General features: G+C 31.4%; 13 protein-coding genes. 2 read left to right on the top strand and 11 right to left on the bottom strand.

Going from position 1 to position 13,186, the window contains the following annotated elements; genetic code table 11:
• Positions 1-4 precede the first annotated feature (4 nt).
• From Q0910_RS26745 to Q0910_RS26725, 5 genes are all read right to left on the bottom strand, one after another.
• The gene (locus Q0910_RS26745; protein WP_299223443.1) at positions 5-493 is read right to left on the bottom strand and encodes a DUF4280 domain-containing protein; all 489 of its coding nucleotides are present in this window, start codon (positions 491-493) and stop codon (positions 5-7) included.
• 4 nt (positions 494-497) lie between these two features.
• Positions 498-1,430 (bottom strand): hypothetical protein, encoded by a 933-nt coding sequence (locus Q0910_RS26740; RefSeq protein ID WP_299223441.1) that lies wholly within the window; start codon positions 1,428-1,430, stop codon positions 498-500.
• Positions 1,431-1,451: 21 nt separating this feature from the next.
• Positions 1,452-1,610, bottom strand: a complete 159-nt coding sequence (locus Q0910_RS26735) for a hypothetical protein (RefSeq protein WP_299223439.1) — start codon at positions 1,608-1,610, stop codon at positions 1,452-1,454.
• Between the two features lie 2 nt (positions 1,611-1,612).
• Complete coding sequence (locus Q0910_RS26730) at positions 1,613-3,382, bottom strand: phage baseplate assembly protein V (protein WP_299223437.1); 1,770 nt, start codon at positions 3,380-3,382, stop codon at positions 1,613-1,615.
• 599 nt (positions 3,383-3,981) lie between these two features.
• The gene (locus tag Q0910_RS26725; protein WP_299223435.1) at positions 3,982-4,350 is read right to left on the bottom strand and encodes a DUF983 domain-containing protein; all 369 of its coding nucleotides are present in this window, start codon (positions 4,348-4,350) and stop codon (positions 3,982-3,984) included.
• A 174-nt stretch (positions 4,351-4,524) separates the two neighbouring features.
• Between Q0910_RS26725 and Q0910_RS26720 the strand changes: the two genes are divergently transcribed.
• Positions 4,525-5,403, top strand: coding sequence for a helix-turn-helix transcriptional regulator (locus Q0910_RS26720; RefSeq protein WP_299223433.1), 879 nt, complete (start codon positions 4,525-4,527; stop codon positions 5,401-5,403).
• 84 nt (positions 5,404-5,487) lie between these two features.
• Here the strand turns inward: Q0910_RS26720 and Q0910_RS26715 are convergent, their stop codons facing one another.
• Positions 5,488-5,844 carry a hypothetical protein gene (locus Q0910_RS26715; RefSeq protein WP_299223431.1) on the bottom strand — a complete coding sequence of 119 codons (357 nt, stop codon included), beginning with the start codon at positions 5,842-5,844 and terminating at the stop codon, positions 5,488-5,490.
• Positions 5,845-5,971: 127 nt separating this feature from the next.
• On the opposite strand from Q0910_RS26715, the gene Q0910_RS26710 reads away from it, so the two are divergent.
• The gene (locus Q0910_RS26710; RefSeq protein ID WP_299223429.1) at positions 5,972-6,817 is read left to right on the top strand and encodes a helix-turn-helix domain-containing protein; all 846 of its coding nucleotides are present in this window, start codon (positions 5,972-5,974) and stop codon (positions 6,815-6,817) included.
• A 93-nt stretch (positions 6,818-6,910) separates the two neighbouring features.
• Here the strand turns inward: Q0910_RS26710 and Q0910_RS26705 are convergent, their stop codons facing one another.
• From Q0910_RS26705 to Q0910_RS26685, 5 genes are all read right to left on the bottom strand, one after another.
• Complete coding sequence (locus Q0910_RS26705) at positions 6,911-7,720, bottom strand: OmpA family protein (RefSeq protein WP_299223427.1); 810 nt, start codon at positions 7,718-7,720, stop codon at positions 6,911-6,913.
• 68 nt (positions 7,721-7,788) lie between these two features.
• Complete coding sequence (locus Q0910_RS26700) at positions 7,789-8,226, bottom strand: hypothetical protein (protein WP_299223425.1); 438 nt, start codon at positions 8,224-8,226, stop codon at positions 7,789-7,791.
• A 125-nt stretch (positions 8,227-8,351) separates the two neighbouring features.
• Positions 8,352-9,254 (bottom strand): DJ-1/PfpI family protein, encoded by a 903-nt coding sequence (locus Q0910_RS26695; protein ID WP_299223423.1) that lies wholly within the window; start codon positions 9,252-9,254, stop codon positions 8,352-8,354.
• A 13-nt stretch (positions 9,255-9,267) separates the two neighbouring features.
• The gene (locus Q0910_RS26690; RefSeq protein WP_299223421.1) at positions 9,268-10,524 is read right to left on the bottom strand and encodes a PepSY domain-containing protein; all 1,257 of its coding nucleotides are present in this window, start codon (positions 10,522-10,524) and stop codon (positions 9,268-9,270) included.
• A gap of 173 nt (positions 10,525-10,697) precedes the next feature.
• Positions 10,698-13,028, bottom strand: coding sequence for a TonB-dependent receptor (locus Q0910_RS26685; RefSeq protein WP_299223419.1), 2,331 nt, complete (start codon positions 13,026-13,028; stop codon positions 10,698-10,700).
• Between the last annotated feature and the right edge of the window lie 158 nt (positions 13,029-13,186).

Raw genomic sequence — 13,186 nt, 5'->3', positions numbered from 1 at the left:
GGATTTAACTTAATTGGATATTCTCGAAAGGATCTTTATTATCAATCCTTTTAGGGTCAACTAAAGGATTAAGCTGGCTTTGTACTGTTTCATCTACTTCATTTGCTTCTGCAGCTGATACTGAGGGTTGTTGACCGTGCATCAAAAATTCTACACAAGGACTACCTGCTATTGCACAAATTCCTTTACTACGTTCTACTAATACCTGACCATTATTACTTAGTGTTACTTTGTCATAAAAATCTTGCCAAGCAGTAATGCTTGGCACACAAGGTAGATACCCGCTAGAACTAGGTTGTAACTTGCATTGCCCAAAAGTACCTTTCTCTAATGGAATTCCTATATCCATAGTAGATGCTACCAGTTTCTCTGCTCCATCGGGATCATTTACATATTCATTCGGAGCACTCAACACTTTTAATTTATCAGGAGTAAAACCATTTTTACACTGACAAAGTGCTCCATTACAAACAATATGTCCTGTATTACTCATTTTTTTAATTTATCAATTCATTAATAATTAAAGTAGTAAACCTACTATCTTTCTCCAACTTTATCGTCGTTTTAGATTTAAAAAATTTAAGAACTCCGGTTTTCCTATCTAAATCATATTCTACATCACAATCCCCTTCAGGTTTTGATCCTTCTACAGTAGCCTCAGTAGAAAATCTTTTTTTATTTTTCAAATCATTTACACTTCTGTTTTCAGCAATTTTTCCCTTTAATATTGTTTTTATTGTATTGTATGTTGTATAATGTTTTTTAACATCCTGATTCCCTTCATAACGGATGGAATTTGTATAAGGCATTATTGGGAAATTAAATATTACCTTAGATCTTAACATTTCGTCATATGCTCTCGTCTCTAGGGTATGTTTCCAAATAGATAAAAACATATCTTGTCTTAGTGCTTGATTTATAGCTAAATCATTTTTTAATGTTTGTTCCATTGAATAAATATAATTAGTTATATAATCCCCTTGAAACCTTTTTTTTAAAGTCTTTTTTAATTCGAACCACCTACCTTTTATTTCTGGTATGTTTTTTATTGTATAGTCATAAAAATCAATTAATACAGGAAACAAAACTCCCCCGCAAAGATTAGCTATCTCATCTATTGTTGTATTTGGTGAATTATTATTCACGTATACTTGACTTCTACTTATTTTAAAGGCGTAAATATCCTCATCTTCGATAACACTTACATTTACCTCAAAATCTAATTGTTGATTTTGTAAATCATTCTGTTCTTGAATAATCCTAACCCCATAATTCAAATTAATGTTTTTGATGTTATAGGGGATATAACGAATATTTATATCTTCTTTTGAGGGGTATAGATTTAAGGAAGAGTTCCTTCCTTGAGAAACAGTTACTAACCTTTCTTGGTTTTTACTGCTTTTAGAATTAGGTAAATCTTCCTGATTCAAAAATGACAACCTTTTAGCCATTTAAAGTCCTTTCTTAATAAATTTCACTCCTCCATTTTCTCCTTTCATAACAACTTGTTTTCCTGTTGTTAATTCAATATTTCCATTATGAGCATTCCAAGTAATTTTTTCTCCCTCTTCTTTATAATTCTTACAATTTTTAATAATCATTCCTCCCATAATTAAAATAACTTTATTTTGTCATTACTGTTGTTGACTACTTGTTTAGAACTATTTAATTCTAAGTTTTCTTTAGAGCTATTTGCATTAATTTTATCTGCATTTGTTTCAACACTCTTTGCTTTGGTTTCCATATTTTCATCTGCTGTATGATATAGGTTTAAAGCATTTAGATTATGATCTTTAGAAATATTTTCGTTTTTAAAACCACTTACATTTACATTCATATCTTCTGCAACTTCAATCGATAAATTTTTGGATTTTAAAATCAAATCCTCTGGAGCAGAAATAGTAATTGAACTTGTAGCTGTGTCAAATTGGATTAAATTACTATTCTTATCACTAATCAAAATTTTCTCACTTCCATCTGTATCATTCAATTCTATAAGATGTCCGGATCTAGTTTTAATCGCTTTTATATCATTAGCACGTGTTTGCCAGCTATCAGGTTTGGCAGAACCATTATATAAAGCTCCCATAACGAATGGTTTTTCAGCATTTCCACCATCGAAGCTAACAATTACCTGTTCCTCTAGTTCTGGTATAAAGTGAAACCCTTTATCTGATCCCGCATGAGGAGTCATCATACGTAACCAAGGCGTTGTTCCGCCTGATGCTTTTTGCCAAATGAACTGAACTTTAATTCTACCCAACCCATCTGGATCATTATTTTCTTTTACAATAGCAGTCTGTACGTTGCTAATTGGGTATCTGTTGATATCCATTTTTGGGTAAGCTGTAAAATTAGCATCTACCGCTTCAAAAGTGTTTTTATAAGAACCACCTTCAATATTGGTATGTGTAATTTTTATAATTCTATAGCTACCTTTTCCTTTGATCGTTATAATTTCTCCCAAGTTTACTCCCGGATTATCAGATGAACCTTTCGCGATCACTTGTTGCATAGCACGTGCCTTAGTGTACTGATCTACCTGAGTATCTAATCTTGCTTTTGTAGAAGCATCATCATAGGTGTTATGAAAGACCTGTGTCTGTTTATTAAATAACTCTTTTGATCTATTATCAGTAAATCCATGATAGCCTTCTGAAGGGATAGAAATATCATCACTTGATCTACTATGAATTTCATCAGCTATGTAATCATTCGTAAAATAATCGAATGAATTAGAAACAGTATTTAGTTCTACCGAGAAATTTTGTAAATCCACTCCATATTGTAGTTCAGTCTCCTCATTACTAGGACTACCAAAAATAAGTTTTTGCCCATCATAATAGAACCACTCATTATAATAAGCAGCTAATCTACTAGCATAACTAAAGGCACTTTGGTTATGTTGTACCGAATAGTGGATCGTATCAGAAGATACTGGAGAAAAACTAGTTTCTAACTTACCTTTGTCATACCCATGAAAGGTGTGTTCTAAAATTTCAGAAAGACTCAAATCATTGAATGAATCATAATGGGCACCATCATCCGATAGGATAGAAGCACTTTTAGCCTCTATAGTTACTAAATCCCCACTAGATTGATGAAATCCTTTTGTCGCCATAACTTTAGTGACAATTCCTTTGAATTCTAATTCTTTATACCCTCCAAAGTCAGTCACAGAACTTATTTTGACCGTAATAATACCTCCCAGATATTCTTTACTGTCTCCAATTAATTCTTCAGAAAACTGTTCTACAACGTCCGTTCTGCATATCACTTGTAACGTATGATGATCATCAATTGCTTGTACCAAATTCAAGCTAACATATGAGGGAATAGGTGTGCCAGAAATAAATATTTGGGTAGAAGTCTGTAGTGCCATATATGTATAGTTATTTTAGGGTTCTATATATTAGTGTCTTTTTTCTTTTATTTGTTACCTGGGGCTATCAAAAATTCTGCTGCAAACATACAATTATATACATTGGTTTACAATACATCAAAAGGGGCTTTTCCCCCTGTCAATAGGGTTTCTTAGTATTTTCGATATGATGCTATCTTTTATCGGTAGCATACATAGATTCCTTTCTCGTTTAACTGTTTTTTTAATCAATTTATTTTAGAAAGCTATCTTTCTGGATCTAATTGGTCTAATAACCTTAGTAATAGGAGTCGGTTTGTTTTTGAGTTTTTCTTTTGCACCCGATTATCTTTTAGGAAGTGATGAATCACATGTCTAAGAAGGGTATTTTTAAATGTTTCTATGATGTTTTTATTTGTTAACCGCTTCAATTTATAATAAGGGTACAACCTATAGTACAAGTTATTTCTTGTTGTAAAAGGAAAAAATGCAGATCGAAACTCATAAATTTTTGATGAAATGGCAATAATCTATTAAGTAGCAATAGCCACTTTTACCAATAGTGATCATTTCATTTTCAAATACGTTAACTTTTTGTCTTTATGCGATATTTTCTAATTTTATTTATAACTCATAAAAAAGTTTATCCATATATTTCGAGATATTCTAAGAATGATTGGAAGAGAAAAAATCATAACGAATACAATTATACAATAGGTAGGTATTAGACCAATACCAAATATAAGGTAAGACAAAATAAACGTAGCGCTGGCAAACATAATACCTACTGGATAACTTACATACATAGCGCCATAAAAGAAGGAAGGTTCAATTTTATATTTTGTATTGCAAGAACCACATCGTTCTTTCATTTTTAGCGTTTCTTTTAACTTGTATGGATTTTTCTCAAAGTACATACTTTCATTCTGACACACAGGGCAACTACCCTCCAAGATACTGTTGATTTTTGTCCCTTTTAGAAGTTTCATATAGTGTAGTATTTGTAAATAAAAGACTTCGTTTTTTCGTAATAAGGATTTTCTATTTATTAGGTAATCCTGTATTTTTCTTATTTTAAAATACAAATTTAATGATACTTAGGTTTTAAATATTAAGAGCTTTATCACAACTTTTTGTACTTTAGAGACATATTTTACTTTTTCTTGAAAACAATACCAATATTAAATATAACTCAATTTGAAAAGGAAGAATCCTTAACTGATTTTTACAGTAATGATCTAAAGAAACATTTACTAAAAAATAAGGAAATCTTTCATAGACCGCATAAGCATGACTTCTTTCTATGTGTATTTTTTTTAAAAGGCAGTGGTATACATGAAGTTGATTTTAACTCTTATAAAGTATCACCAGGAAGTGTATTTTTTTTAATGCCGGGTCAGACACATTATTGGAAATTTGATGAACAGCCAGAAGGTTATATCTTTTTTCATTCTCAAGATTTTTATGAATTTCATTTTTCAAATAAAAAACTCCAACAATTTCCGTTTTATTATTCTTACAATAATCCACCTTATATAAACTTGACGATAGATAAGATTGCTCCGTTAGAACCCTACTTTAAAGAAGTAAATTTAGAATTTCACCAAAACCTACCTTTTAACAAACAGAAGATAGCTAGTTTGGTTGATCTTATTTATATTGATTTATCTCGTTTATATGTAGATAACAAAACAATGCATAGATCTTCAACTCCCATTTACTTACAAACGTTATCTGCTTTAGAAACGACAATAGAAGCGTTTTATAAAACTGAAAAATCAGCAAAGTTCTATGCAGAAAAGCTTAGTATTACTACTAAACACTTGAATCGGATTACAAAAACAACATTGAATAAAACTACAACGGAATTAATAACGGAACGTATTCTATTGGAAGCTAAACGACTCATTGTACATTCTGATAATTCTTTGTCCTTAGTTGGACAAAGTTTGGGGTATGAAGATTATGCTTATTTCTCTAAGGTTTTTAAATTGAAGACGCATAAAACACCTTTGGAGTTTAGAAAAGAATATCGCTTGTAACGTAAACGAAATTAGATCTTATTGATGCAATAGAAAAATCCAATTGTGAAAACAATTGGATTTTTCTATTAGTACTAATATTTACTATGCATGATAATAACGCTCTCTATAGATTTTACCATCTTTCCATTCCGTTACTACTGTTTGTTCAGAAAGCATGGTACTTCCATCTTTTAGTTTTAATTCCATTACAGCATCATAAAAAGAATGGTTTCCATTAATAGCGTAATTTTTCACCTCATATCTAATGAACTCTGAAAGTTGGTTATCAATAAAATCTTGTTCAAATTTCAAATTAAATTCTTTTCCTTTTTTAGGTTGGTCATTACTTTCTCTTAACTCTACATCTTCATGTAAATAAGTATCCATAGCTTCTATAAAAGCTCCTTTTGATAATAATTGGTGAACGTGTTTCAGGTTGTTTTCTATTATAGTTTCCATATGTGTTTTGTTTTTAGATTAATTATATGTGCAAATTTAGATCAGAAGTAAAGGCTGTGAAATGTAAATTATTCCTTAAGACTGATAGATTTTTCTTTTTTGATAAAATTTATTTGTTTATTTGAGTATGAGATTAGATTATTCAAGCATAAAAGATGAGAGCACGTTTATTCTTACGGACTTTAATTGTTCTTCGTCATTAGATTTACTCAGAAATAAAGGATTGTATAAGATCATATGGAGCAAAGATCACGAGGTAAGTTTTCGTATTGATGGATCTCTTGTCGAGCTAAAAAAGGATCAAATTGTTTTTTGCACACCACTGAATGTCTTAGAAATAGAAAACAATACAGATGGGATTATTTCACTGGTATTTAATAGAGAATTTTATTGTATAAGAGATCATGATCAGGAAGTTTCTTGTAATGGATTTTTGTTTTTTGGATCTTCTGTTCCGCAGATATTAACACTCAATGAAAAAGAAAAAACAAGTTTCTCAGTAATGTTTGATTCTTTTAGAGAAGAATTTGAAAATAAAGATCAGATACAAGGAGAAATGCTTCAGACACTTCTAAAAAGATTTCTTATTAAATCCAGAAGACTTATAAAAGAAGATTTACCAGAACCTGATTTGCCAAATAATCAATTGGATATTATAAGAAAATTCAATATTCTCATTGAGCAACATTTCAGAGAGAAACATCAGGTAGCTGAGTATGCAGAACTGTTGTTTAAATCTCCAAAGACTTTATCTAATTTGTTCCATAAATACAGTGATAAATCACCTTTGGCAACTATTAACGAGCGTATTGTTTTAGAGGCAAAACGTTTATTGATATACTCAGACAAAACTTCAGAAGAAATAGCGTATGAGTTGGGATATAAAGAAGCGGGGCACTTCTCTAAATTTTTTAAGAAGCATGCTGGAATGAATCCCACAGAGTTTAAAACTAAAAAACTCACGAATTCTTAAAAATTAGGATACTAATATTTCAATTAAAACAATAAAAAAGACCAACTAGAAATAGTTGGTCTTTTAAGATATGTTATATGAAACTTTAAAAGATTAATTCTTCATATTGTCTTTTACCAAATTATAAAATTCATCAAACTTTGGATCAATTATGATTCTCGTTACTGTTTCAATACCTTCAGTATTATATTCACTTTTCCCTAAAGCTTCTAGGCGTTTAGGATCTACTTTATAATCCGATTGTAGTACTCTCACAACAGAAGCAGCTTGTCTGGAACTTAAATCCCAATTATCGATTAGCTTTTTTCCATCTAGTTTTAGAGCATTACTATTTCCTTCTACCAATATAGTAAGATTTGGATTGGCGTTCAGTGTAGCAGCGATCTTTTCTAATGTTGGTTTTGCCTTTTCATCTACAATATAGTTTTTATCGTTTTCTCCGAAAAGAGTAGTATTTGGTAAAACTATATATATCGTACCGTTACTGATTTTTATATTATCACCTCCTATAGCATTTTTGAACTTACTAAATACGGCTAAATTGAGAGAGTCATTAGCAGTAATCGCATCATTGATAGCATTTAGTTGTTGATCTTTTACTTTAATGATTTCTTGTGAAGTCTGTAAATTAGTGGCTTTTTTGTTAGAAAGCTCTGTAAAGCTACTCATATTAGTTAATAGTGTAGCATTAGTTTCTTTCAGGTCAGCCACTTGGGTCTCCATTGTTTTTACTTTGGACAGACTTACTCTTTCATTTTTACGAGCTTCAGTTAGTTCTCCTTCTGTAGTCTTTAGCTCTTGTCTAAGCTTATCAATTTCTGCTATTAGGTCTTTCTTTTTTTGTGCGTGTACTAATGTATTGGTCAATAACAGTACAGAGGCAAATAAAATAATTTTTCTCATTGGTTTAAGCGATTTGTTGCAGCAGCAAAAATAAAACAATTTTATAAACTATAACCAAAAACCCGAGGTTATGACTTTTCTAACAGTTTCTTTGCGTTATTAATGCTAGAATTGATCTGATCTCTTAGCTTATTAACTTCAACTTCTTCTTCCTGAAGCATTTTCATTTTAGCAGTAAATTTTTCTACATCCTTCGCTGTGTTTTCTTCTCCGTGAGGAAATTTATTACTAAAATCACTCATCCAATTCATCATAAAATCATAAGAGTCTTTAAGGTCTTTTTGAGCATTAGCATATGATTTACCAGTAGCGGTCGTATCAATTTTGGGTTCCAGATCTTTTATTAAAGAGCTCATTGTTCCCATTTTAGGCATTACTTCATCGTGTACATCAATTACTTTTTGCATCAATGCATCAAATTCTTGTTCTTCTTTGGATAGTTGATTACAGGAAAAGATCAATAATGATGTTATTATAGTTAGAACAGGTATAAAAAGCTTTTTCATGTGTATATATTTTTAATTTATTCAAAGGTATTATTTTTCTTTATTTAGTTGAAGTTTAGAATCTTTATATTCTTTTTCTATTTTATTTGTTTTACAATTTTTAGACCTTGTTTCATGGGTTTTAATTATTTTTCGGAATCAATAAGAGGTTGTAGGCCTGCATCATACATTCGTTCCATAAAATAGTTTATTACGGGATCAGTTTTATCGGGATGTCCGCCAGAGAATGGAGGGCTAGGATCATATTCGAGATTAAGAGCAATAGACTCCGCATAGTTTCGACCTAAAATATGATCTACTAATGCTAAACTCATATCGATTCCAGCAGAAACTCCTGCGCTGGTCCAATACTTTCCGTCGTTTGTATATCGCTTTTTGACATATTTTGCTCCATAAAGGGATAATTTTTCTTCAGCTTTATACCAATTAGTAGTGGCTTCTTTTCCTTCTAGTAATCCAGCTGCTCCTAATATCCAAGCTCCCGTACATACACTAACTGTATATTTACTGTTTTGATCAATTTTTTTGATCCAATCTAACAATTCTTCATCCTTTGTAGCTTTATAGGTCCCTACTAATCCACCTGGAATAACCAGCATATCCAATTGATCAATATCGTCGATACTATAATCTACTTGAATTTTTACATTACTGCTACTTGTTACAATTCCTTTGTCTCTGCCTATTAAAAGTTTTTTAGCGGAAGGAGTACTATTTAATACAGACAGAGGTCCCATGGCATCTAACATAAAATACCCTTCATACAGAAGTATTCCAATAGTTGCGATTGTATCATTTGGTACTTCATGGACTAATGCCATCAGTTCTTGATGTGACATTGTATCTAACTCCGTTCTAGTGTAGGCAGTTCCATCTGGTTTCAAGTTTCGATTTTCTGAATTTTGCTTTTTAAAGGTTTTAGCCTGAGAACCTTTTATGGAGTTTAGATTCTCATTATTACTTTGATTTTGCTGCTGGCAACCTATCATAATGATTGCAAATAATAAGGGGATAAATAATTTTTTCATAAGATGTGTTTTATTAAGATGTAATTCTAGTTTTTTTAATCTGCATGCGTTTTCGAATATATTCAGTTATGACAATGCATGTAAGACTTATTCCGAATAAAGGAAATAGTACAGAAAGTAACATAAGAATAGTAATAATACCATATCCAACCTTAAATGAGGCAGGAACTTTAGGAACGCCCCAGCTTTTCTTTCGTTTTCTTAATACATAAGATGCGATAGCAGATGCACTCATTATTGTTAATATAATCGCAGTACATAACATCAACCACCAATTCCACACACCGAATTCACCTTGATGAAAGGCCATAAACCACATTCTTCCTCGCATTAGAATTCCTACGTCTTTCCAGGTATGTTTTAGAATAGGTTCTCCAGAATACTGATCAAAATGAATTTTTTGCTGTGATGATAAATTAGATGGATTGAAATTAGATAGGCTATATACTCCTTTTGGGCCTTTTGGGAAACTAAGCGTTACCTCACCTGGAAGTTTTAATGTTTCTGCCTTTGCTACAATTTGATCCAGTGTTAAAGGATTTCCAAAAGGATTAGATTGTATTTGATTTCCTTGCCAGGTAGCAGGATATCCGGTATTTGTCAATTTTTGTATTTGTTTAAAATTATTACCAAAGACATCTGTCCAAGGAAAACCTCCAGCCAAAATCATAAGTAATAAAATAGATGTCCAAAAACCTAAAATGGCATGTAGATCTCTATAAAATGTTCTGCGATCAAGATTTGTTCTCGGTATAAAATATCCTTTTAATTTCCATGCTCTAGAAGGCCACCAAACATATAAGCCAGTTATTATTAAGACGACCATCCAACTTGCTATGAGTTCTATGATCTTAGTGCCGAATTTACCCATTAGTAGCTCTCCGTGTAATTTTCTCACGATATGCATGTCTGTTTTTTTACTAATAATCTCTCCAGAAATAACACCAGTATATGGATTTACAAACAAACTACTCTTTCCTCCAAATCTACCTGAAATAAACTCTGTGGCTTGATTGGGAGATGTAGCTATAATTACAGAATTTGGTTTTTTAATAGCATTAGTATTTGCAATTAACCGTTGCTCTTGTAAGGAAATAGGAGTTCCAATTACCGTTACTTCCTTTATATGTTTTTGTCTAGGAGTTTCATAATTAGATTTAAATAGATAAATCGTTCCTGTGATAGAAAGTATAAGAACAAAAGGAAGTGAGATTAATCCAGCTATAAAATGCCATTTCCATAGCCAACTATTAAGTTTTGATTTTTTCATTATATATAGTTTTATATAAGCTTATAAAAAGATCTACTGTCGACATTATCTATTACCCCATAATAGAGAAGTAGTGTTCAGAAACAAATGATAGAGATGTCAACTCTTTTAACACATACTCAATGCGACAGCAGACCATAATTATATTTTAGAAACTTATTTACTTATTTTTTTTAAAAATTATACCTTGCTCCAAGATGAAAAGCTCTTGGATTTCCAATAGTGAAACTATTTTCATTTCTAAATCTATTATATGAAGCTCTTGCTGCATATAATTCATCAAAAATATTTAGGGCATGTCCCCATATTTCAAATCCTTTATAGTTTATTGAAGCTCTGAGGTTAAAGATATTATGACCATCATACATTGCTGTACTAAATGTTCCATCGTCATTTTCTACTTGATTTTCGAAACTCGTATTATAACTTCCTACAAGTTCATGTTCTCCTGCAATACTAAAACCAATATCTTTAAAATCTTTACGATAGGTTATAATAGAGGTTCCCAATAGGTTAGGAGCGGTCTCTCTTTCTGTATCTGAATAATTTATACCGCTGTCAAAAAAATCTATGTATTGATGCTTTGCATAACTACCATTATGTGAAACTGCCAATTCTTTAAATATATTCCAGGTAATTCCGTATTCGATTCCATAGGATCTGGTTTTACCTGCGTTTGTGTTAAAAAAGTTATCATCCTCATCACGTAAAGTGATCAATGTGTTTTTTCCTTCTAATACATATATGGCAGCATCCAAAGTAAGTTTCGATGAAACCGAATAATATCCTCCAATTTCATAATTGTTATACCTGCTTGGTTTTATTTCTTGTACTTGATTACTGTTTCTATACAATGTAGATACTTGTGGAGGAGTAAATCCTTGTGAATAATTTGCATAGATCCCTGCTTTATTAGAAAAATTATAATTGATCCCTAGCTTTGGAGTTAGATTATTGAAGTTGTCTACAGCATCTTCTACACCTACAATTTCATCTGCCTGATTGTCATAATCATATTCGAATCCATCATATCTTAATGCAGCAGTAACTTTTAATTGCTCAATAGGTGATATTTCATATTGTAGAAATCCAGCGTAGTTAAAGATGTTTGCTTCATAATTCAATATAAAATCTCCAGAATTTATGCTAAAGTCTATATTTCTTCCTGTTACAGGATCTACAATGATACTAGTGGTTTCTGCTACATATTTTTGTGGAGAGAAATCACCAGTAGTTCCTAAAATCAATGATGAATTAGCAAAATTGAAATCTAATTTATGCTGAACCAATCCTACAAAACTTCTAAATTGGTTGGAATTTACTTCTCCAGATCCAAAACCAGTTAATTGCCCTTGATCGCTAAACTGGCGAACTCTATACGATGGATTTTGATCCATTGTGTTATCTCTGAAAATGAAATTAAAAGAAGTTTTATTGCGATCATTCCAGAACTTATCTAGTGTAGTTCTCATTCTAAATGCTAAAGCTTCTCTTTCAGTAAATGTTTGATCACTTTCAAAATTTCCTCCAAAATAATCTGATTCACTTAAAGAACCTGTCATGTCAGATCTATAATCAACGATGTCCCAAACAGTTGTCCATTTTGTGGTATCAGAAAAGTCATAGACAGTCTTAAACGTAAAGGCCAGTTTCTCGTAATCACTATGTTCGATTGGTCCATTATTACGTTGTACATAGTGTCCACCAAAATAGAAACCGAATTTATCATTGGTTTTATCCGATACTTCTAATTCATAACGAGTTAATCCTATGTCATTGGTTTGGAAGCCAATACTTCCGCTTAGATTCTCTGTTGGATTTTTGGTAATAAAATTAAAGCTGCCACCAATAGATTCACTACCATAGATACTAGAAGCTGGACCTTTTAGTACTTCTATACGATCATAAGAAACATCGTTCATTTCTAATAAAGCGTTATGATTAAATACCGAAGTAGGACGTATCTGTAATCCATCTTCCAGGTATAAAAAGAGTGCTTTTGTAGAAATAGGAGAACGAACAGCCATAAAATGCTGTTCATTACTAGCTGCTCTAGAAGTAGACATAAAAACTCCTGGAACTTGGTTCACCAATTGATCGATACCAAAAGCCTTTGTTTCTTGAATAGTTTTTGCAGAGATTGTGGCGATTGATCCAGGTACTTCAGAACGCTTCTGAATTTCTCTGCTTGCTGAGGTAACAAATACTTCTTCTAAAGCTACATTATCTTCGGTTAATCGTATGATATTAACATCATTTGTAAGTGTTACTTTCTTAGTGACATATCCTAAAAAACTGACAATTACCTCGCTAGAGTTTTTGAGAATTATTTTAAATGAGCCTTTATCATCACTCATTACACCATTAGTAGGTGTACTTGATTCAATTATTATTGCTCCCGATAATGGATTGTTAGAATTATCCACAACTTTTCCTTGAAAAGATTGTGCGTAGCTATTTATTCCTAAACAAAGGAATATAGCTAACATTAGTATATTTTTCATTATATAAAATAGATGCACTATTTTTAGTCATAAATGATCACATGTAAGCATGCGTTATGATATCTTAATAGCTATTTGATTTGTAAAAATTGACATAGGAATTAGATGACTAGGAGTAATTCGTAGTCATTTTCTATATCCCAATTTCACTGTTTGAG

The organism is uncultured Aquimarina sp., assembly GCF_947495315.1.
Classification (GTDB): domain Bacteria; phylum Bacteroidota; class Bacteroidia; order Flavobacteriales; family Flavobacteriaceae; genus Aquimarina.
The sequence above is the reverse complement of the archived record's forward strand: the minus strand, read 5'-3'. Positions and strand labels throughout refer to the sequence as shown.